We start from the raw sequence: 19,710 nt of genomic DNA, 5'->3' as shown, positions 1-19,710 counted from the left end.
TCATGAGCGGCACCGAACTCACGACGCAGGACTCCGACGCCGACCGCAAGGCCATCCGTCGGCGCAGCAACAACGACGACATGCCGCCGGCCCTGCTGGAATTCCACTCCCCGAGTGCGGCGATCGCAGCGATGCCGCCGACGCCCTCGGCGCGCTACATCACCTGGATCGTCTCCTCGATGGCGTTTGCCGGGTTCATGGTGCTGGCGCTGTTCCCGATCGACCGGGTCGTGACGGCCACGGGTGCGCTGGTCCCGACGGTGCCGACGATCGTCGTGCAGCCGCTCGAGACCTCGATCGTCAAGTCGATCGACGTCCGCGAGGGGGACGTGGTCCATAAGGGCCAAGTCCTGGCCCACCTGGATCCGACCATCTCCAATGCCGATGTCGGGAATCTGCGCAGTCAGTCGCAGAGCTACCAGGCGCAGGTTGCCCGGCTGACGGCCGAGGTCACCGGCAAGGAATATGTCGTCGATCCGTCCAACCCGGCCTCCAACGAGCAGGAAGCGACTTTCCTGCGCCGGAAGGCCGAGAACGTCGCGAAGATGACGGATTATGACCAGCAGATCGCCGGCGCACAGAGCGACCTGGTCGGCGCCCAGGCGAGTGCCGCGATGTATGCCGGGCGCGTGAAGGTGGCCTCGGACGTGCACAACATGCGCGTCGAGCTGCAGCGTGACCAGGTGGGCAGCCGCCTGAACTCGCTGTCGGCCCAGGACGACATGATGGAGATGGAGCGCTCGCAGCTGACGGCTCAGCAGGCTGCAACGTCGGCGCGCAACAAGCTGAACGCGCTGATCGCCGAGCGCACTGAATACATCGAGAACTCGAAGGCGGAAGACTACAAGGATCTGACCGACGCGCAGATCAAGATGTACGACGCCAACAGCTCCTACACGAAGGCGCAGCTCTCGAGCCGGCTGACCACCATGGTGGCCGACCGCGACGCCATCGTGCTGAACATCGCCAAGGTCTCGGTGGGTTCGGTGCTGAACGCCGCGCAGCAGTTCATGAACCTGATGCCGCTCGATGCTCCGCTGCAGGTCGAGGCACGGATGCAGGCGGACCAGGCTGGCTTCGTCAAGCTCGGCGACAAGGCCAACATCAAGTTCCAGACGTTCTCGTACATCCAGTATGGCGGCGGGCTCGGCACGGTGACGAACATCAGTGCGGACGCATTCTCCGCCGACGATGTGCAGGCGGGAGCCGCGAGCGCTCCGGCAAACGGCATGACCACGCCGGGCGGTGGGCAGAGCCAGCCGTTCTACCGGGTGCGGATTCGCGTGGACCAGTACACGCTCCACGACGTGCCGAAGTTCTTCAAGCCGACGCCTGGCATGGTGGTGTCGGCGGATATCGGTGTGGGCAAGCGGACGATCCTGCAATTCCTGCTGAGCACGGTCATCCCGACCGCCAGCGAAGGCATGCGCGACCCGTCCTAGAACCCGGGTTAGCCGGTATCTGTCCCGGACAGGGGTCGCCCAGGCGGCCCCTGCCAGGCTTGCGCGAGTAGCGTTGCGGGTATCCCGGCAGTCGTTCACTCACAGGAGTTTTGCAAGGTCCGATGGCGAACTTCCTGACCCAACGCGCCGCCTCGTTCTTCTCGCCGCGCGCAAAGCTCCGCTACGCCCTGAGCCTGGTCGAGGCGGGTGAGGTTGGCCGTGCCTTCGCACCGCTGAGCGCTGCAGCGACCGCAGGTATTCCGGAGGCGCAATTCCGTGTCGGCCGGGCCTATCTCGATGGCGCCGGCGTCCCGGTCAGCCGTGAGGAGGGTGCGCGCTGGATGGAGCGCGCGGCCGGTGCGGGCTGGGTCGAGGCGCAGGTGGTGCTTGCGACCCTGCATCTGTTTGGCCTGGTGGTCGGGGCGGCCGGCGGCGGCATGGTGTTCGCGCCGGGGCCGAACCGGCACGACGCCAAGCCGGATTATGAGCGTGCCGCGTCGTGGGCCAGGCGGGCAGCGGACGCCGGATCGCCGGATGGACAGGCGCTGCTCGGCTACATCCTCACCTCGGGTCCAGCGGAGATGCGGGACCTCGAGGAAGCCGATGGGTGGTATCAGCGATCGGCAGATGCGGGCTGTCCCCAGGGTCATCTCGGCGTCGCCCTGGCGCAGCTGCGTAACGCGCTCGATGCGGAAGGCCAGAACAAGGCCGCAGCCAGTCTTGCGAAGGCGGCAGAGGGCGGTCTCGGCACCGCCCTGTATCTGCTCGGTGTCATGACCGAACGCGGCGCCGGCGTGAAGCAGGATCTCTCCGCCGCGGTGGAACTCTACCGGCAGGCGGCTGAACGCAATGTCCGGTCCGGTGAGGCGCGCTACGGGCTTGCCCTGATCGAGGGCCGTGGCGTCGAGCGCAATCCGCAGAAGGGCGAGTCCTGGCTGCGTCGGGCCGCACTCGGGGGCGATGCCGAGGCTGCGGCGCTGGTCGGTGACATCTATTCCCGCGGTGGCGAGCTGCCGCCGAACTACGTCGAGGCCGCGACCTGGTATGGTCGTGCGGCGGCTGCCGGTCATGCGGCGTCGGCCCGGGCGCTCGGCCTGCTGTATCTCACCGGCGCCGGTGTGCAGCGCGATGCCGAGGAAGCCGCCCGGTGGTTCCGCCACTCGGCCGAGCGCGGCGACCAGCTTGCCCATGTCGACCTCGGCAACCTCGTGCTCAACGGCGCTGGGACCGAGCAGGACCGGATTGCTGCGCGGGAACGCTTCGAGAAGGCGGCCGAGACCGGTGATCTGGTGGCGGCGTTCAATTTCGGCGTCTGCCTGGCCGAGGGTGTCGGAGTGGAGCGCAACGACCGCCAGGCGGCACTCTGGCTGCGTCGCGCGGCCGACGGCGTGGTCAACGCACAGTACTGGTATGGCCGCATGCTGGCCGAGGGTCGTGGTGTCGAGGTCGACCTCAAGGAGGGCCGGCATTGGATCGCCAAGGCTGCCGAGGCGGGCCTGCCCGATGCGGAAATGGCCTATGCGGAGATGATGCTGGGCGGCAGGGGTGGCTCGCGCGATCACCCAGCGGCGCTGGAGATGTTCGAGCGTGCGGCGAAGCAGGGCCATATCAACGCGATCTTCTCGGTTGCCGCGATGCATGGCGGCGGCCACGACGTTCCGGAAAACCGGGTGATGGCACAGTCCTTCTTCCGGCAGGCCGCCGAGCGCGGGCATGCGATGGCGCAGCTGATGCTCGGGCGCTACCTCGCCAAGGGCCTGGCTGGGGAGACCAACACCGCCGAGGCCCGGTTGTGGCTGCAGCGCGCCCGCAGCCAGGGCATCAGCCAGGCCGATACCGAGCTGGCCAAGCTCGGCAGCCGTCCCCAGGCCACGACCCAGCCAGCGCCGGCACCCGTGGCACGTGCCGCCAGCCAGAACTAGCCGGCCTGCCGGGCCCCCTTCCATGACGGCCCCGAAGTGCCTGACTTCCGCAAGGCTACGGCACCGCCATGCCGACTAGCCCGGGCGCCCGTACTGCACAGGCTGCACCGACCCGCCGGATCACCGAGGCCGACCGGGCCGCATGGCGACACTGGGCGCAGTCGCGTGCGCAGGATGCGTTCCGGCGCGGCCGCCTCGCCACCGATCATGGGCAGCCGGAGGAGGCGTTGCGCTGGCTGGAGCGTGCCCGTCGATTGGCCCCGCACGCGCCGCATGTGACGTTCCCGCTCGCCGTCGCGCGGATGAATTGCGGCGACCCGCACGGCGCGATCCGCCTGCTGCAGCCGCTGGTGCAGCAGTTCGACTTCCGCGAGGGCTGGGTGACGCTGGCCGCCGTCCGTCGCGCTGCCGGCTCGCCCGACGAGGCCGCCGCGGCGATCGCCGAAGCGTTGTCGCGCCATGCGCCCGACCAGGCGGTGCTGGGCCTGCTGACCGACGTGGCTCGGGCCGCCGGCTGGCCAGGCTGGTGCGGGCTGTCGGGCGATGGCCGGCTGCATCTGGACCGGCCTGCTCCGGCCGGCGCCCGTCCCGATACCGCCAATGTCCTGACGCTCCGCCTCGATGGTGAGCCCTGGCCGGTGCAGACGCGCCGGAAGGTGAGCACTCTGACCGGCGACTGGCGGCGGGGACACCGGCTCGAGGTGTTGCGCGGTGGCCGGCCGCTGCTCGGGAGCCCGCTGGACATCCAGGCGATCCTTCGGGTCGAGGGCTTCGTCGAGGTCAGGGACGGCAAGCTTGCCGGCTGGGTCTGGCATCCGGGAGAGCCGGAGCGGGTGCCGGTGGTGACGATCGAGCCGGTCGCGGCTCCCGCCCTCGGCCTGATGCTCGCGATGCCCGGCTACGCCGACGACATCCAGAGCGAGCGCCCGTTGGCCCGTCCGCGTGCGCTGCTGTTCCCGGACCCGAGTCTCGCCGTCCAATCCGACGGGCCGGTGCGGTTGCGGGGCAGCGACGGGCGCGACCTGCTCGGCAGCCCGCTCGATCCGGGCCTCGAGCTTCGTGCCGCCGCCGCCGCTGCGTTGCTGCAGGCGCGCCACAGCACCAGCACACGGCGCCACACCCCGGATGCATCTAGCGCCGCCGCAGAGCCGCCGATCGCGCTGCCGCCGTTCCTGCCGATTTCCGCCTGGCTGGTGGGGCGCTGGCCGGCCGTGTCGACCGCGCCTGCTCCCCCGGTCGATGTCGTAGTGCCGGTGTACCGGCATCTTCGCCGCACCATGGACTGCCTGAACAGCGTGCTCGCCAGCGTGCCCCCCGAGACCAGCCTGGTGGTGGTCGAGGATGCGAGTCCCGAGCCGGCACTGGGACGCGCCCTGGATGAGATGGCTGCAGCGGGGCGGATCCGGCTGATCCGGCATGCCGAGAACACCGGCTTCCCGGCCAGCGCCAATGACGGCATCGCGGCCTGCGCCGGCCGCGACGTCGTGCTGCTCAACAGCGATACGCTGGTGGCGCCCGGCTGGCTCGAGGCGCTGCGGCGGGCGGCCTACCACGCCCCGGAGATCGGCACCGCGACGCCGCTCTCGAACGACGCCAGCATCCTGAGCTATCCGGATCACCGCGACCGCAACAAGGCCCCCGACCTCTCCGGCACCCGCCGGATGATGGCCCAGGCGGCGTCGGCCAACCCGGGCGGGGTGCACGACATCCCCACCGGCAACGGCTTCTGCCTCTATCTCCGGCGCGACTGCCTCGACCAGGTCGGCCTCCTGCGCGAGGACCTGTTCGCGCAGGGCTACGGCGAGGAGAACGATTTCTGCCTGCGTGCGCGTCATCTCGGCTGGCGGCACGTCGCAGCCCTTGGTGTGTATGTCTCACATTATGGAAACGTCTCGTTCGGTGCCGCACGATCGGAGCTGATGCGTCGCAACCTCGACGTGCTGAACCGGCTGCATCCCGGCTACAACGAGATGATCCTCGACTACATCGCGACCGACCCGCTGGCGCCGGCGCGACGGCGGCTCGACTTGGTGCGTTGGGCGCAGGCGAGACGGTCGCGCACGGCTCCTGACATGGCCCCGCGTGCCGCTCTGCTGATCACCCACGACCAGGGCGGCGGCGTGGATCGGGTGGTGCAGGAGCGCGCCCGGCAGCTGCGTGCACAGGGCATCCGGCCGATCGTGCTGCGGCCGGACCGGCTCGGCGCCGCCCAGGTGGCGGCGGACCCGGACGCGATACCGGCCTTGGATGCAGCTCCGGAGACGGCCGAGGACAGCCGCGGCGTGACGCTGTCCGACGCCTCCAGCGAGGAGAACTACCCCAACCTGCGCTATGCCCTGCCGGGCGAACTCGAGGAGCTCGTGGCGCTGCTCGCCGGGGAGGGCGTGCTGCATGCGGAGTGGCACCATCTGCTCGGCCATCATGCGTCGCTGCGCGCGCTGTGCGACCGGCTCGGCGTCCCGTACGACGCCTACATCCACGACTATGCCTGGTTCTGCCAGCGGATCGCGCTGGTCGGGCCACAGGGACGCTATTGCGGCGAGCCGGATGTCGCCGGTTGCGAGACCTGCATCGCGATCCAGGGCAGCAACCTCGACGAGACGATCTCGATGCCGGGCCTGCTGGCACGATCGGCGATCGAGCTGGCAGCGGCCCGGCGGGTGATCGCGCCATCCCGCGACGCTGCCCGCCGGATCACGCGGCATTTCCCGCGGGTCAGACCGGACGTGGTGGCATGGGAGGATGACCGGCCGGACCTGTCGCTCGAACGGCTCAGCGCGGCGTCTGCCCTGGCGCCCCGGGCCGGCGGGGATCGGGCGCCGCGTCGCGCTTCGGGCGGCGGACAGCCGGGGGGTGCGGCGGCACCGCGCGACCGACGGCCGGGGCGCGTCGTGGTGATCGGCGGCATCGGCCGCGAGAAGGGCTACGAGGTGCTGCTCGCCTGCCTGGAGGATGCCCGCATGCGCGCATTGCCGCTGGAATTCGTCGTGGTGGGGCACACGCCCGACGATACCGCCCTGATCGAGGCCGGCTGCGTGTTCGTCACCGGCGAATACCGCGAGGACGAGGCGATCGGGTTGATCGGCGCGCAGTCGGCCGACCTGGCATTGCTGCCGTCGATCTGGCCGGAAACCTGGTGCTTCACCCTGAGCCTGGCCTGGCGTGCAGGGCTTCCGGTCGCTTCTTTCGATATTGGTGCACAAGCGGAACGCATCCGCAGCACGGGTCGCGGCGTTGTCCTGCCACTCGGATTGCCGGTTGCGGAGCTTAACACCTTGCTGCTCAAGCTCTGCGCGCGAAGCTCTGCCCTGATCCTGCCACCGTCTGCGACCATGCAGGCCATTGCAGAGCCGGGGCGCCCGTCGCACCATCGCAGCCCACAACGCTAACCCGCCCCCGGGCCGGTAGTAGAAACGGATATCCCTGATGTCGCAGACCAGTCCGACACCGAACCAGAAAGTGGTGACGGAGCTGAAAGTGTCAGCCCACCTGATGCTGCTCGATCCCGGCCTTTTCTGCGTGTTCCATGCGCCGGGCGGCCCGTTGCCGGATCCGGTCAGCGGCCTGCCGGGCGTGCGCATCACCCGGCCACCGGCAACGCCGCCCGAGGCGCTCACCATCAGCACCTTCAATCCGGATGGCTGGCTCGGCAGTGACAGCAGTGCGGCGCTGGTGCGCATCGACCAGGGGCCGGCGCAGGTGCTGGTGACCATCTACCAGTCGATGAACAGCAACCAGGAGGCCCCGAAACTGCAGGTACTGCGCCTCAGCGATGCGCCGCCGGTCCGCCAGGTGGTTGCCCAAGGCGCGGGCCAGCCGCAGGATGGGGGTCATGCGGTGCAGGCGCCGGTTGCCGGCCAGATCGTGCCCGCGGCGAACACCGAGGCGCCGGCGCCGACCGCCAAGCTCGAGGTCGCGGCGCATGTGCAGCGGCGTGGCGACGTGCTGAGCCGGCTCGGCGAGTGGATGGGCGAGCGCGGCAGCCAGAGCTGGATCGAGGGGTTCGCGATCTCCCCGACGCGGCTGGTCACGCCGGCGGACATCGAATACCAGGCGGTGTTGGGCAAGGGATGGCTGTCGCCGTGGTCAGAGGGCGGCCAGTATTGCGGCAGCCGGGGCATGGCGCTGCCGATCCTGGGCCTGCGCGTCCGGCTGAAGGGTCAGGCCGCGGAACAGTATGACGTCCGGGTCAGCGCCAGCTTCACCGACGGCAGCAGCATCGGCCCGGTGGATGGCTCGGAGACCGCCGAGGCCGCCAGCCTGGCGCCGCTCGAGGCGTTCCTGGTCGAGATCGTGCCGCAGGACGATGCCGAAAGCCTGGCTTCCGAGACGGCTAAGCCGCCTGCGCATGCGGTGGCGGCGGCCGAATCCGAGGCACCTGCGGGTCTGCGCCGCGCGGCCAGGCCGGTAGCCAAGGAGGAGCCGGTCCAGGCTGCCGCTGCCAGGACCGGCGCCAAGCCGGTGCCCGTCGCTCCGGCGCAACCGGCCCGCGGCGGTCCGGCACGTCCTGCCTTCCCGGGTGGTCGACCCGGCGACAAGACGGGCTCCAAGGGCCGTCGCTGAACGGTTGGGCGCGGTTCCGCGTCCTGCGTGCAGGCTCGGGCTCGGATGTCGGCCAGCTGAGCCCGCTTGTGAGGCAGTTCCGCGATCATGCAGGTGCGCGGCCACCCCGCGCCTGATCACTACCGTCTGTCGAAGGGCAGGTCAGCGTTGAAATTCCTGTTCGTCCATCAGAACTTCCCGGGCCAGTTCCTGCATCTGGTGCGTCACCTGACCCGGCAGGGCGAGCACGAGGTCGTCTTCATCAGCGAGCCGAATGCGAACGTACTGCCCGGCGTCCGGCGCATTTTCTACAAAATGAAGCGGACCGCATTCATCGAGACGCACGTCGCCGCGCAGGAATTCGAGATCGCCACGCTGCGTGCGGAAATGGTCGCGCAGACGGCGCAGACCCTGAAGGGGTTGGGCTTCGAGCCGGACATCATCATCGGCCATCACGGCTGGGGCGAGCTGCTCAACATCCGTGACGTCTATCCCGACACGCCGATGCTGGGGTACCTCGAATTCTATTATCATACCGACAGGTTCGACGTCGGTTTCGATCCGGAATTCCCGGACGATCCGACGATGTATCCGCGCGTGCGGGCCAAGAACGCGGTCAACCTGCTGGCGCTGAACACCCTCGGCCGCGGCCAGACCCCGACCTTCTTCCAGAAATCGACCTACCCGGCCTGGTCGCACGACCTCATCGAGGTGCTGCACGAGGGCGTTGATCTGCAGGCCTGCGCGCCCGATCCGTCGCTTGCGCGGAAGGATTTCCTGCTGCGCAACGTGCTGGTCTCACCCGACGAGAAACTGGTGACCTACGTTGCGCGCGACCTCGAGCCGTATCGCGGGTTCCACATCTTCATGCGTGCCCTGCCGCGGATCCTGGAGGCGCGCCCGGACGCCAGGGTCATCGTCGTCGGCGGCGACGGCGTGAGCTATGGCGCGCGGCTGGCGGAAGGCTGCTGGCGCGAGCGGTTGACCGCCGAGCTCGGGGCGCGGCTGGACCTCTCGCGGGTGCATTTCGTCGGCAAGCTCGACTACCAGAGCTACGCAGACCTGCTGAAGCGCTCCGACGCGCATGTCTATCTGACCTACCCGTTCGTCGCGTCCTGGTCGCTCCGGGAGGCGCTGGCCTCGGGATGCGCGCTGGTCGCCAGCGATACCGGACCGGTGCAGGAGTTCGTCAGGCACCGCAAGAACGGCCTGCTGGTGCCGTTCCATGATCCGGATGCGGTGGCAGAGAGTGTACTGGAGTTGCTGGAGAACAAGGCGTTGTCGCAGCGGTTGCGTCGGGCGGCGCGCAAGGATGCCGAGCGGACGCTGTCGATGGACGACTATCTCGCCCGCTACGACGCGCTCATCGAACGGACCATCGCCGCCGCGTGATCCCGCGGCGGCCGGGTTCGGGTGGGGGGTTCAGGCCTTGCCGGCGGCGGCGAGCGACTGGCGGATGACCTCCGCGGCGGCGTCCTTGCCGGCCCAGCCACTGACCTTCACCCACTTGCCCTTCTCGAGATCCTTGTAGCGGGTGAAGAAGTGCTCGATCACCTGGCGGGTGATCTCGGGCAACTCCATCACGTCCTGGATGTCGGTGAACTGGGTGTGCATCTTGTCGTGCGGCACGCAGATGATCTTCTCGTCCTGGCCGCTCTCATCCTCCATCTGCAGCATGCCGATCGGCCGGGCGCGGATCACGCAGCCGGGAACCACCGGCGCCGGGGCCAGCACCAATGCATCGGCAGGATCACCGTCGGCAGCCAGGGTGCCGGGGATGAAGCCGTAGGCGGCGGGGTAGGCCATCGGGGTGAACAGGAAACGGTCGACGAAAATCGCGCCGCTCTCCTTGTCGAGCTCGTACTTGACCGAGGACCCCTGCGGAATCTCGATGAAGACGTTGATGTCCCACGGGACGTCCTTGCCGGGGCTGATCTTGGTGACGTCCATCTGGCGCTACTCTTCGTATTGGGGTTGGCATCGGCCGGGGCGCGACCGTATCGAGGGGCCGAGCCTTTGCCAAGCAGAGCCCGCCTTGCAAAAGCCCGGGCTTTGCGCGATCTGATGGCCTGCTTGTGCGCCTGTAGCTCAATGGTTAGAGCGGGCCGCTCATAACGGCTTGGTTGCGGGTTCGAGTCCTGCCGGGCGCAGATCCATCTTCAGGGCGCGCGTCCAGCACCTGATCGCCTCGACGCCGAAGCCTGTCGCATACCCTCGCTCGGGAGCCGCTCCATGGCCGCCTACCAGTATGTCTATGTGATGAAGGACCTGACCAAGGCGTATCCCGGTGGTCGCGAGGTCTTCAAGGGCATCACCCTGTCGTTCCTGCCGGGCGTCAAGATCGGCGTGCTCGGCGTCAACGGCGCCGGCAAGTCGACCCTGCTGAAGATCATCGCCGGGATCGAGAAGGAATATGGCGGCGAGGCCTGGGCGGCCGAGGGCGTCAGCATCGGCTACCTGGAGCAGGAGCCGAAGCTGCGCGAGGACCTGACCGTCGGCGAGAACGTCGCCTTGGGGTTCGGCAAGCTGAAGCTGGCGGTCGATCGCTTCAACGAGATCTCCAACCGGTTTGCCGAGCCGATGGAAGAGGAGGAGATGAACGACCTCCTCGCCGAGCAGTCGACCCTGCAGGAGGAGATCGAGGCCGGCGATGGCTGGGAGCTCGACCGCAAGATCGAGATCGCGCTGGACGCGCTGGCCTGCCCGCCCGCGGAAGCCAATGTCGACAAGCTGTCAGGCGGCGAGCGGCGTCGCGTCGCGCTGTGCCGGCTGCTGCTCGAGAAGCCGGACATCCTGCTGCTCGACGAGCCGACCAATCATCTCGATGCCGAAAGCGTGGCCTGGTTGGAGCGCACCCTGCGCGACTACGAGGGCACCGTCATGGTGATCACCCATGACCGCTACTTCCTCGACAACGTGACCAACTGGATCCTCGAGATCGAGCGTGGCCGCGGCTACCCGTTCGAGGGCAACTACTCCTCCTGGCTGACCCAGAAGCGCAAGCGGCTGCAGCAGGAGGAAAAGGAGGAGAGCGCACGGTCACGCGCACTTGCCGCCGAGCAGGAATGGATCGGCGCCAGCCCGAAGGCGCGCCAGGCCAAGAACAAGGCGCGCATCGCCAAGTACGAGGAGATGCAGGCGCAGAGCCAGGAGCGCGGCGGCGGCACGGCCGACATCGTCATCCCGCCCGGCCCGCGCCTCGGCGGCACCGTCATCCAGGCGGAGGAGCTGCGGAAGGGCTTCGGCAACCGCATGCTGATCGACGGGCTCGATTTCTCGCTCCCCCCGGGTGGCATCGTCGGCGTGATCGGGCCGAACGGCGCCGGCAAGTCGACGCTGTTCAAGATGATCACCGGCGACGACAAGCCGGATGGCGGCTCGCTCAAGATCGGCGAGACGGTGAAGCTCGGCTATGTCGACCAGTCGCGTAACTCGCTGGACGACAACAAGAATGTCTGGGAGGAAATCTCCGGCGGCACCGACATCATCTATCTCGGCAAGCGCGCCGTGCCGTCACGCGCTTACGTGGGCGCGTTCAACTTCAAGGGCGCGGACCAGCAGAAGAAGGTCGGCATCCTGTCGGGCGGCGAGCGCAACCGGGTGCATTTGGCCAAGATGCTCCGGCTCGAGAGCAACGTCATCCTGCTCGACGAGCCGACCAACGACCTCGATGTCGACACGCTGCGGGCACTCGAGGACGCGCTCGGCGAGTTTGCCGGCTGTGCGGTGATCATCAGCCATGATCGTTGGTTCCTCGACCGGCTAGCCACGCACATCCTGGCCTTCGAGGGCGACAGCCACGTCGAGTGGTTCGAGGGCAATTTCCAGGCCTACGAAGAGGACAAGCGACGCCGACTTGGCGCCGACGCCACCGAGCCGCACCGGATCAAGTACCGCCCGCTGGCGCGCTGAGCCGACGGGGCCGGTTTCCGGTCGCATCGCCGAGCCTGTAGCCGTGTCGATGGGGCGAACGATCCGCACCGGACGCCTGCTGCTGGCGCCGGTGACGTGGCGGGACATGGACGACATGGCGGCGCTGAAGGGCGACGCGGGCGCGTTCGGGCTGATGCTGGGGGGCGTGCGGCGGCGTTTGGAGGTCGAGGCCGAGATGGTCGAGGATCTCGGCTTCTGGGCCAGGCGGGGCGTCGGCATCTTCACGATCCGCGAGGATGGCCGCTTCGTCGGCATGACCGGCCTGCATGAGAGGCCGGATGGACGCGGGCTCGGCCTGCGGTTCGCGCTGTTCCAGTGGGCGCGAGGGCGTGGCCTTGCGCGCGAGGCGGCAGCAGCGGCGCTGCGGTTCGCCCATGACGCCGGCGAGCGCCGGATCGTCGCCATCGCGCGGGACACCAACTTCGCCTCGCGCACCACGCTGGGCGGCATCGGCATGACCGTATGCGACAGCTTCGAGCGCGATGGTCACATCATGCTGGTCTATGAGAGCATCCGTGACCCAGGGTCAGTCAGGATGAGCTGACCTGGGTCGGACGGAAGCGGCTGGTCGGGTCAGGAGGAGCGCGACACCTGGCGGGTCAGGGCAGCGATCAGCGCATCGATGTTGTTGCCATTATGTGCGAGGTAGCTCGCATAGTCGCTGCGCTGGGTCAGGCTCAGGCTGACGCCCTCGGCCACGATGTCCACGACCTTTGGCGACCCGCTGGCGCTGCTGATCTTCCACTGCACGGCGGCGGTCGGCTGACCGGGGCGGGTGATGACGGTCGGCACGTAGCTGGCGCCATCCTGCTGGTTCGGCTGGCCGACAGCGATGCTGACGCCCTTGTACTCGCCGAGCTTGCCGGTGATGCTGTTCACCAGCACCTGGTGGAACAGCTTCAGGTAGCGCTGCTGCTGGTCGGGGGTGGCGGTCCGCCAGAACCGGCCGAGGCAGAAGCGACCGATCGCGTCCACGTCGACGTCCTGGTCGAGCAGCGGCAGGATCGCCGTCTTCTTTTCCATGTTGCCGCCCGAGCCGTTGACGACGGCAACGAGCCGCGTGGTCAGTCCCTGGACGAAGGCTGCGTCGGAGCCTTGCGCCTGCGCCGAGGCGATCAGTGCGGACCCGGACGGTGCCAGCCCCAGTTGGGCCAACCCGACCTGCACGAGTGCCAGGGCGCCGATCGACGCGGTCGCCGGTCGGAGTGCCTTCATCGTGGCTACCGCGCGGCGGCGGATGGTGGTCTTCAGCATAACGATCCTGCCCCGTTTCAGTGGGAATACCAGTCCGGAACGGTCATCCGGTGGTCGTCGCGCATCGCCTGGATTTCGGCGGTGCGGTGTTGTCGATACAGGCTGCGTATCGTCGCGTAAGGGTCTAGCGCATTTTTCTGGAGCTGGTCGAGTTCGTCCAGCACTTGAGCCCGTGCATCGATCACGCCGAGGCCATATCGGGCCCAGTTGAAGGTGAGCAGGCCATAGCCGCGCGGCACGTAGGTGAACGGCGAGAGGGCAATATCGATCCCGAAGCCGGTGACGGCGCGTGGGCTGGATGGGCCAAGCAGCGGCAGGAACAGGTACGGCCCCTGCGGCACGCCCCAGCTCGCCAGCGTCATGCCGCCATCGGCCTCGTGGGCGGGGTAGCCCCAGCCGGTGGCGACATCGAGCACACCGCCGATGCCGACGCTCGAATTGATGACGAACCGCATGAAGGTGTCGCCGGCGCGGCGCGGGCGGGTCTCGAAGACGTCGTTGAAGAACACCACCGGACTGGCGAGGTTGGAGAGCGCGTTGTGGATCCCGGTGCGGACCGCGAACGGGACCACCCACACATAGCCCTGCGCCACCGGCTTCAGCGTGTAGGCGTCGATCGTGTTGCTGAGGCGGTAGAAGACGCGGTTGGTCGGCTCGAGCGGGTCGTTCGTCTGCTCGTATTCCGCGAGGCCGGCGGGGTCGATCGGCTTGGCCGCGCAGGCTCCAAGGGCCAGCAGCGAACCGGCGAGACCCGCGCTGAGCGCGATGCGGCGGGGGCTGCGGAAGGTATCCGGCGCCTGGCCAGGGGGTCGATGGCGATTGTCCCGGCGCATGCACGACCTCGGGTGGAGTGATGCCCGGATCCCGAAGCCCGGGCCCGGCCTGCACAGCCAGTGAGCCTCTGACCGTGGAAACTACCGACAGGCCTGTCTAACATGGGATTGCCGGGGTGCAAGGCAGGGCCGCGGTCAGGTACGTGGCTCGGGCGAATGACAAGACGGTGTTTGTTAGGCTGGGGAGCAGTGCCTAGCATGCAGATGCGGCCTCCAAGGGCTTGGCAGTGGCCAGGGTCGGGCCAACATCGAGCCTGCACCGGTGCGGCGCACTCCACTCTCGAACCTGGATCAGCATGATCGACCTCGACGACGACAGCATGGTTCCCGGAACCGCACGGCAGGGCGGTGCACCGCAGTCCGAGGCGGCGCGGAGCCGAATGGCGCCGCTGGAGCGCTGGCTGACCGGGCCGCGGGTTGCCGGGCTCCCGGCGCCGAATGCCGACCGGGCGCCTCCGTTGCTCTCGTTCGAATTCTTCCCGCCGCGCACCGAGGCGCTGGAGCAGCAGCTCTGGGTCTGCATCCGGCGGCTCGAGACACTGCGGCCGAGCTTCGTATCGGTCACCTACGGGGCCGGCGGCTCGACCCAGGCGCGCACCCACGACACGGTGGCGCGACTGGTGCGCGAGACCGCGCTGACCCCGGCCGCACATCTGACCTGCGTCGGCGCCAGCCGCGGCGAGGTCGACGACGTCGCTCGCCAGTACTGGGATTGCGGCGTGCGGCACATCGTCGCGCTGCGTGGCGATCCGTCGGTCAGGGGCGGCCGGTTCGAGCCACATCCCGAGGGCTATGCCAGCGCCGCGGAACTGGTGGCCGGGCTCAGGCGCGTGGCGGACTTCGAGATCTCGGTGGCGGCGTATCCCGAGATGCATCCGGAGGCTGCGAGCCAGGCGGCCGATCTCGACAACCTCAAGCGCAAGCTCGATGCCGGCGCCACCCGCGCGATCACCCAGCTGTTTTTCGACGTCGACACCTACCTGCAGTTCCTGGATCGCTGCCTGCAGGTCGGGATCACGGCGCCGGTGGTCCCCGGTATCATGCCGGTGTCGAATTTCGGCCCGGCCAAGCGGTTTGCCCAGAGCTGTGGCGCGGGCGTTCCGGCCTGGCTGGAAGGCATGTTCGCCGGCACCGAGGACGACCCCGAGACGCGCCGCATGATCGGGGTCGCGATCGCCGCCGAGCAGGTCCGGCTGCTGCAGGCCAACGGCGTCGACGAGTTCCACTTCTACACGTTGAACCGCCCGGACCTGACCTACGCGATCGCGCACATCCTCGGTGTCCGGCCTGTGCCGCTCGCGACGCCGCCGGTGGGCCAGCCGGAAATCATGCCTGCAGGCTGAGCTGTCCCCCAAGCGCCGACGACGGGGACTGGCTCTCGTTCGCCGACACGGTGGAGACCGAGAGGATGGCCCCCGCAGCGCTGGTGACGGTGGTCGTCACCGAGCCGTCGGCGTTGGTCGCGACGCTGGTGCTGCTGGCGGAACTCGAACTGCTGCCGCTGCCGGAGGACGAACCCGTCCCGGAACTGGACTTGGCGGCGACGGGCGCCGCAGAGCTCGAGGACGCCGTCTGTGGACGGGCAGCCAAGGCGGAAGAGATCTGACCGATACTGCCGCTCATGGCCTGGTGTCCTGAAGAAGTGTGAAGCGTCGATCCGGATCATCCGCCGGAAAGGTTAACGGGGTCCTAAGACGCCCGTGCCTGCGACCGCCTGCTCACCGCCAGCCTTCGAGCTCCCGCCGCACCAGTCGTTCGAGCAGCGTGATGGCTGCAGGCGAGTCGTTGAGGCACGGGATGGTGGCGAACTTCTCGCCGCCGGCATGGATGAAAGCCTCGCGGACCTCGTTGCCGATCTCGTCGAGCGTCTCGATGCAGTCGGCGAGGAACCCCGGGGTGAAGATGGCGATGCGACGGACGCCGCGTGCCGCCATGCGCTTGACCCGGGGCTCGGTATAGGGTGCCAGCCAGCGGGTCGGCCCGAAGCGGGACTGGAACGTCATCGGCAATTCCCGTGACGTCATGCCGAGTGTCGCGCGCAACGCCCGCATCGTCTGCGCGCACTCCGTCATGTAGGGGTCGCCGCGCTGCACGTACTCGACCGGCAGCCCGTGGAACGAGGCGATCAGCACCTCCGGCTTCCAGTCGAGGCCGGCCAGTCCGTCGCGGATGCTCGTGGCGAGAGCCTCGATGTAGGCCGGATCGTCCGGGAAGGATGGCACCGTGCGCAGCGCCGGCTGCCGACGCAGGCGCATCAGCGCGCGAAAGGCTTGGTCATTGGCGGTTGCGGTGGTGGTCGCGGAATATTGCGGATACAGCGGCAGCAGCAGGATGCGGTCGCAGCCACGCTCGATCAGGCGCTCGATCCCGCGGGCCGTCGTCGGGCTGCCATAACGCATCGCCCACTCGACCGGGATGCCGTCCGCCTGCAGGCGTGTCTGCAGTCCCTCCGCCTGGCCGCGGGTGTAGGTGCGCAGCGGGCTCTCGTCGCCGGTGGCATTCCAGATTCGCTTGTAGTTCGCGGCACTCTTGCGCGGCCGCGTGTTCAGTACGACGGTGCGCAGGATCGGCTGCCAGATCGCCGGGCTGGCCTCGATGACCCGCCGGTCCGACAGGAACTCGCCGAGATAACGGCGCACGGACCGGATATCGGTGCCGTCCGGCGTGCCGAGATTGACCAGCAGCACGCCTGCCGTGCCCGGACGAACGAAAGCGGCCGCGGTTCCGGGATTGCCGGTCCTGCGGTTTCTGGCATCGATGAAACCCATGGCCACTATCTAGCGCGTCGGGACCGGATCCCCAAGGCGGGTTGGTGCGCTTCGAGGATCCGGAGCGTTATTCCGCGGCTTCGGCGACCTCGGCGTTCGTGGTTGGCGCGGAGGCGTCGTCATCGGCGTGAGTTGCACGCAGCAATGCCGCACGCACGCCGGCTTCCCAGGCCGGATCGGCCTTGCCGAAATGCACCATCTGGCGTTCGACGATGTCCTGCGGAACACCCTGCATGGCGCCGGCGATGTTGGCGAAGAAGCGCTGGCGCTGACCGTCGTCGAACATCCGGAACAGGTCGCCCGGCTGGGTGTAGTCGTCGTTGCCGTCACGATGATTGTAATAATCGGCGTCACCGTTGATGTGCAGCGGCGGCTCCTGCGCGGAGTGCTGCTCGACCGGGCCGTTGAACGAGTTCGGCTCGTAATAGGCGTCGGTGCCCTTCGGTGCATCGAAGCGCATCGGGCCGTCGGCATGGTAGGTGTTCACCACCGACCGGGGACGGTTGACCGGCAGTGATTCGTAATTGGTCCCGACGCGATAGCGATGCGCGTCCGCGTAGGCGAAGATGCGTCCCTGCAGCATCTTGTCCGGCGAGAAGCCGATGCCGGGAACGATGTTGGACGGCGAGAACGAGGACTGCTCGATCTCGGCGAAATAATGCTCCGGATTGCGGTTCAGCGCGACGATACCGACCTCGATCAGCGGATACTCGGCGTGCGGCCACACCTTGGTCACGTCGAACGGGTTGTACGAGGTCGTTTCCGCATCCAGCTCCGGCATCAGCTGCACGCACAGCCGCCACTTCGGACCACGGCCCGCTTCGATCGATTCGTAAAGATCGCGCTGGGCGCTCTCACGATCGTTGGCGATGACGACGTTGGCTTCCTCGTTGGTCCAGTGCTTGTGGCCGTCGATCGTCTTGAAGTGGAACTTCACCCAGGTGCGCTGGCCTTCGTCGTTCCAGAACGAGAAGGTGTGGCTGCCATAGCCGTTCATGTGACGATAGCCCTGCGGCAGGCCACGGTCGGAGAACAGGATCGCAACCTGGTGCAGGCTCTCCGGGCTCAGCGACCAGAAATCCCACATCGCCGTCGGCGAGCGCATGTTGGTGCGCGGATGGCGCTTCTGGGTGCGGATGAAATCCGGGAACTTCATCGGGTCGCGAATGAAGAACACCGGCGTGTTGTTGCCGACCAGGTCCCAATTGCCTTCCTCGGTGTAGAACTTCACCGAGAAACCACGCACGTCGCGTTCGGCATCGGCGGCTCCGCGCTCGCCGGCGACGGTCGAGAACCGCATCAGCAGTTCGGTCGTCTTGCCGATCTCGGAAAACAGCTTCGCCTTGGTGAACGCGCTGAGGTCGTGGGTGACGGTCAGCGTGCCGTAGGCGCCGGAGCCCTTGGCATGCACCACGCGTTCGGGGATGCGCTCGCGGTTCTGGTGCGCGAGCTTCTCGAGCAGCTGGTAGTTCTGCAGCAGCAGCGGGCCACGCGGGCCGGCGGACTGGCTGTTCTGGTTGTCCGGCAGCGGCGCACCGGCCGTTGTCGTGAGAATGGGTCGCGTCGTCTGGTCGCTCATTCGGAGGCTCCTGCCTTCGCGCATTCGGGGCGCGCTATCACGGCGGTTGATACTGCCGCCAGGGCGATAGGTGAAATCGATCGTTCCTCGCGAACCGATAGGCATATGCTATACGAGCCCTCTGTCATCCGGAGGATCTCGACCTGTCACAGCCTCATCTCGGCGGCCTGTCCCTGCGCGACCTCGACTACGCCCTCGCACTCTCGGAGCTGCGCCATTTCGGTCGCGCTGCAGAGCGGTGCGGGGTCAGCCAGCCGGGACTGAGCGAGCAGATCCGCAAGCTCGAGGCCGTGCTCGGCACGCCGCTGTTCGAGCGTGCCCGCGGCGGCGTCAGTCCGACCCCGCGTGGCCGGCAGCTGCTGCGCCAGATCGAGATCGTGGTCGGCCAGGCACGCCGGCTGCTGGAGATGGCACGCACCCAGGTCGGCGCACTCAACGGGCAGGTGGTGCTCGGGGTGATTCCGACGCTCGGTCCGTATTACGTGCCGCTGGTGCTGCGCGACCTGCGGCGGGAATTTCCCGAGCTGGAACTCCGGCTGCAGGAGAACCAGACGACGGTGCTGCTCGATGCGCTGGCCCGGTTCAATCTCGATGTGGCGATGGTGGCACTCCCGGCCGAGCAGGATGGCCTGACCACCAGTCCGCTGTTCTTCGAACCGTTCCAGGTGCTGCTGCCATCCGGTCACCGGCTCGCGAACTCGCCGACGCTCGAGCTGTCGACGCTCGATACCGCCGAGCTGCTGCTGCTGGAGGAGGGGCATTGCCTGCGCGACCAAGCGGTCTCGCTCTGCAGGCGCCCGGTCGGCCCGTCGCCCGGCCGCCGTGCGTCGCGTTCGGCCAGCAGCCTGGAGATGCTCCGTCACATGGTGGCGGCGGGCGAGGGGTTCTCGCTGATGCCGGCCCTGGCGACGCGCGAGGTTTCGGACCTGAACGGGCTGGTCCGGCTGCGCCCGCTCTCGCAAGGCCACGCCGGCCGGACCATCGGGCTGGTCTGGCGGGCGAGCGACCCGCGCGGACCGGATTTCGAGCGTCTTGCCGCGGTGCTGCGGCAGAGTGCTCCGGATGTCACCCTGCCGGTCGATGCCGACGGCAGACCGATGGTCGCTGGCGCCGTCAGTCCGGCTGGATGAGGCTGCGGAGGGTGCCGTCGAGACGATCCCGGCTGGCCAGGTCGCCGATCAGGACGACACGTCTGCCGCGGCCCGACGCGATCAGGGTCGGCGTCACGATCACGCCGTCGGTGATGGCGCGCCCCGGCTGCGTGAAGACGTCGACGACCTCCAGCGCGAGGTGGGCGGTCTCGGTGTCGATCGAGGCCAGCGCAGCCATCAGATTGGCCTGTGCACGAACCGAATTCGGCGTCGACTTCGCGACATAGAGCCGCAGCCGCACCATCGTGTCGTCGTCATCCCGGTCCTGGACTGGCAGCGCCTGGTT

The 19,710-nt window shown here is 68.2% G+C and carries 16 protein-coding genes and 1 tRNA gene; 11 read left to right on the top strand and 6 right to left on the bottom strand.

Going from position 1 to position 19,710, the window contains the following annotated elements:
* Window positions 1-2 precede the first annotated feature (2 nt).
* From ACOEQ2_RS08005 to ACOEQ2_RS07985, 5 genes are all read left to right on the top strand, one after another.
* On the top strand, window positions 3-1,442 hold the full coding sequence (locus ACOEQ2_RS08005; protein WP_419730843.1) for an HlyD family type I secretion periplasmic adaptor subunit: 1,440 nt from the start codon (window positions 3-5) through the stop codon (window positions 1,440-1,442).
* A gap of 122 nt (window positions 1,443-1,564) precedes the next feature.
* Window positions 1,565-3,364, top strand: coding sequence for an SEL1-like repeat protein (locus ACOEQ2_RS08000; RefSeq protein WP_419730842.1), 1,800 nt, complete (start codon window positions 1,565-1,567; stop codon window positions 3,362-3,364).
* Window positions 3,365-3,432: 68 nt separating this feature from the next.
* Complete coding sequence (locus ACOEQ2_RS07995) at window positions 3,433-6,753, top strand: glycosyltransferase (protein WP_419730841.1); 3,321 nt, start codon at window positions 3,433-3,435, stop codon at window positions 6,751-6,753.
* Window positions 6,754-6,790: 37 nt separating this feature from the next.
* On the top strand, window positions 6,791-7,927 hold the full coding sequence (locus tag ACOEQ2_RS07990) for a hypothetical protein (RefSeq protein ID WP_419730840.1): 1,137 nt from the start codon (window positions 6,791-6,793) through the stop codon (window positions 7,925-7,927).
* Window positions 7,928-8,074: 147 nt separating this feature from the next.
* A complete protein-coding gene (locus tag ACOEQ2_RS07985; RefSeq protein ID WP_419730839.1) occupies window positions 8,075-9,298 on the top strand; it encodes a glycosyltransferase family 4 protein in 1,224 nt (407 codons plus the stop codon).
* A 30-nt stretch (window positions 9,299-9,328) separates the two neighbouring features.
* Here the strand turns inward: ACOEQ2_RS07985 and ppa are convergent, their stop codons facing one another.
* A complete protein-coding gene (ppa, locus tag ACOEQ2_RS07980; protein WP_419730838.1) occupies window positions 9,329-9,856 on the bottom strand; it encodes an inorganic diphosphatase in 528 nt (175 codons plus the stop codon).
* Between the two features lie 127 nt (window positions 9,857-9,983).
* Between ppa and ACOEQ2_RS07975 the strand changes: the two genes are divergently transcribed.
* From ACOEQ2_RS07975 to ACOEQ2_RS07965, 3 genes are all read left to right on the top strand, one after another.
* Window positions 9,984-10,056: transfer RNA gene (locus tag ACOEQ2_RS07975), tRNA-Ile, on the top strand.
* A gap of 82 nt (window positions 10,057-10,138) precedes the next feature.
* Complete coding sequence (gene ettA, locus ACOEQ2_RS07970) at window positions 10,139-11,818, top strand: energy-dependent translational throttle protein EttA (protein ID WP_419730837.1); 1,680 nt, start codon at window positions 10,139-10,141, stop codon at window positions 11,816-11,818.
* A 49-nt stretch (window positions 11,819-11,867) separates the two neighbouring features.
* Window positions 11,868-12,383, top strand: a complete 516-nt coding sequence (locus ACOEQ2_RS07965; RefSeq protein ID WP_419731167.1) for a GNAT family N-acetyltransferase — start codon at window positions 11,868-11,870, stop codon at window positions 12,381-12,383.
* 29 nt (window positions 12,384-12,412) lie between these two features.
* Here the strand turns inward: ACOEQ2_RS07965 and ACOEQ2_RS07960 are convergent, their stop codons facing one another.
* Window positions 12,413-13,093, bottom strand: coding sequence for an MlaC/ttg2D family ABC transporter substrate-binding protein (locus ACOEQ2_RS07960; RefSeq protein ID WP_419730836.1), 681 nt, complete (start codon window positions 13,091-13,093; stop codon window positions 12,413-12,415).
* A 17-nt stretch (window positions 13,094-13,110) separates the two neighbouring features.
* Window positions 13,111-13,926 (bottom strand): VacJ family lipoprotein, encoded by an 816-nt coding sequence (locus ACOEQ2_RS07955; RefSeq protein WP_419730835.1) that lies wholly within the window; start codon window positions 13,924-13,926, stop codon window positions 13,111-13,113.
* Window positions 13,927-14,306: 380 nt separating this feature from the next.
* Between ACOEQ2_RS07955 and metF the strand changes: the two genes are divergently transcribed.
* Together metF and ACOEQ2_RS07945 are read left to right on the top strand one after the other, a co-directional pair.
* On the top strand, window positions 14,307-15,269 hold the full coding sequence (metF, locus tag ACOEQ2_RS07950; RefSeq protein ID WP_419731166.1) for a methylenetetrahydrofolate reductase [NAD(P)H]: 963 nt from the start codon (window positions 14,307-14,309) through the stop codon (window positions 15,267-15,269).
* Between the two features lie 65 nt (window positions 15,270-15,334).
* Window positions 15,335-15,532, top strand: a complete 198-nt coding sequence (locus tag ACOEQ2_RS07945) for a hypothetical protein (RefSeq protein WP_419730834.1) — start codon at window positions 15,335-15,337, stop codon at window positions 15,530-15,532.
* A gap of 112 nt (window positions 15,533-15,644) precedes the next feature.
* Here ACOEQ2_RS07945 and hemH read toward each other — a convergent pair whose 3' ends face one another.
* Together hemH and ACOEQ2_RS07935 are read right to left on the bottom strand one after the other, a co-directional pair.
* Window positions 15,645-16,694 (bottom strand): ferrochelatase, encoded by a 1,050-nt coding sequence (gene hemH / locus ACOEQ2_RS07940; RefSeq protein WP_419730833.1) that lies wholly within the window; start codon window positions 16,692-16,694, stop codon window positions 15,645-15,647.
* A 67-nt stretch (window positions 16,695-16,761) separates the two neighbouring features.
* Window positions 16,762-18,273 carry a catalase gene (locus ACOEQ2_RS07935; protein ID WP_419730832.1) on the bottom strand — a complete coding sequence of 504 codons (1,512 nt, stop codon included), beginning with the start codon at window positions 18,271-18,273 and terminating at the stop codon, window positions 16,762-16,764.
* Window positions 18,274-18,383: 110 nt separating this feature from the next.
* On the opposite strand from ACOEQ2_RS07935, the gene ACOEQ2_RS07930 reads away from it, so the two are divergent.
* Window positions 18,384-19,403: a hydrogen peroxide-inducible genes activator gene (locus ACOEQ2_RS07930; RefSeq protein WP_419731165.1), complete on the top strand. Its 1,020-nt coding sequence runs from the start codon at window positions 18,384-18,386 to the stop codon at window positions 19,401-19,403.
* On the opposite strand, the gene ACOEQ2_RS07925 is transcribed toward ACOEQ2_RS07930, so the two are convergent.
* Window positions 19,387-19,668 carry a circadian clock KaiB family protein gene (locus ACOEQ2_RS07925; protein ID WP_419730831.1) on the bottom strand — a complete coding sequence of 94 codons (282 nt, stop codon included), beginning with the start codon at window positions 19,666-19,668 and terminating at the stop codon, window positions 19,387-19,389. The two genes, ACOEQ2_RS07930 and ACOEQ2_RS07925, sit on opposite strands and share 17 nt — an antisense overlap.
* Between the last annotated feature and the right edge of the window lie 42 nt (window positions 19,669-19,710).

Source organism: Lichenicola sp., assembly GCF_965198575.1.
Classification (GTDB): Bacteria; Pseudomonadota; Alphaproteobacteria; order Acetobacterales; family Acetobacteraceae; genus Lichenicola.
This window is presented reverse-complemented; position numbering and strand designations above follow the sequence as displayed.

Bases quoted from the DNA above. Each gene is read 5' to 3' on its own strand.
- ACOEQ2_RS08005 (WP_419730843.1), top strand. From the start codon at position 3: ATGAGCGGCACCGAACTCACGACGCAGGACTCCGACGCCGACCGCAAG.
- ettA (WP_419730837.1), top strand. From the start codon at position 10,139: ATGGCCGCCTACCAGTATGTCTATGTGATGAAGGACCTGACCAAGGCG.
- ppa (WP_419730838.1), bottom strand. From the start codon at position 9,856: ATGGACGTCACCAAGATCAGCCCCGGCAAGGACGTCCCGTGGGACATC.
- ACOEQ2_RS07990 (WP_419730840.1), top strand. From the start codon at position 6,791: ATGTCGCAGACCAGTCCGACACCGAACCAGAAAGTGGTGACGGAGCTG.
- hemH (WP_419730833.1), bottom strand. From the start codon at position 16,694: ATGGGTTTCATCGATGCCAGAAACCGCAGGACCGGCAATCCCGGAACC.
- ACOEQ2_RS07925 (WP_419730831.1), bottom strand. From the start codon at position 19,668: ATGGTGCGGCTGCGGCTCTATGTCGCGAAGTCGACGCCGAATTCGGTT.
- ACOEQ2_RS07955 (WP_419730835.1), bottom strand. From the start codon at position 13,926: ATGCGCCGGGACAATCGCCATCGACCCCCTGGCCAGGCGCCGGATACC.
- metF (WP_419731166.1), top strand. From the start codon at position 14,307: ATGGCGCCGCTGGAGCGCTGGCTGACCGGGCCGCGGGTTGCCGGGCTC.
- ACOEQ2_RS07965 (WP_419731167.1), top strand. From the start codon at position 11,868: ATGGGGCGAACGATCCGCACCGGACGCCTGCTGCTGGCGCCGGTGACG.
- ACOEQ2_RS07945 (WP_419730834.1), top strand. From the start codon at position 15,335: ATGGCCCCCGCAGCGCTGGTGACGGTGGTCGTCACCGAGCCGTCGGCG.
- ACOEQ2_RS07995 (WP_419730841.1), top strand. From the start codon at position 3,433: ATGCCGACTAGCCCGGGCGCCCGTACTGCACAGGCTGCACCGACCCGC.
- ACOEQ2_RS07960 (WP_419730836.1), bottom strand. From the start codon at position 13,093: ATGCTGAAGACCACCATCCGCCGCCGCGCGGTAGCCACGATGAAGGCA.
- ACOEQ2_RS08000 (WP_419730842.1), top strand. From the start codon at position 1,565: ATGGCGAACTTCCTGACCCAACGCGCCGCCTCGTTCTTCTCGCCGCGC.
- ACOEQ2_RS07935 (WP_419730832.1), bottom strand. From the start codon at position 18,273: ATGAGCGACCAGACGACGCGACCCATTCTCACGACAACGGCCGGTGCG.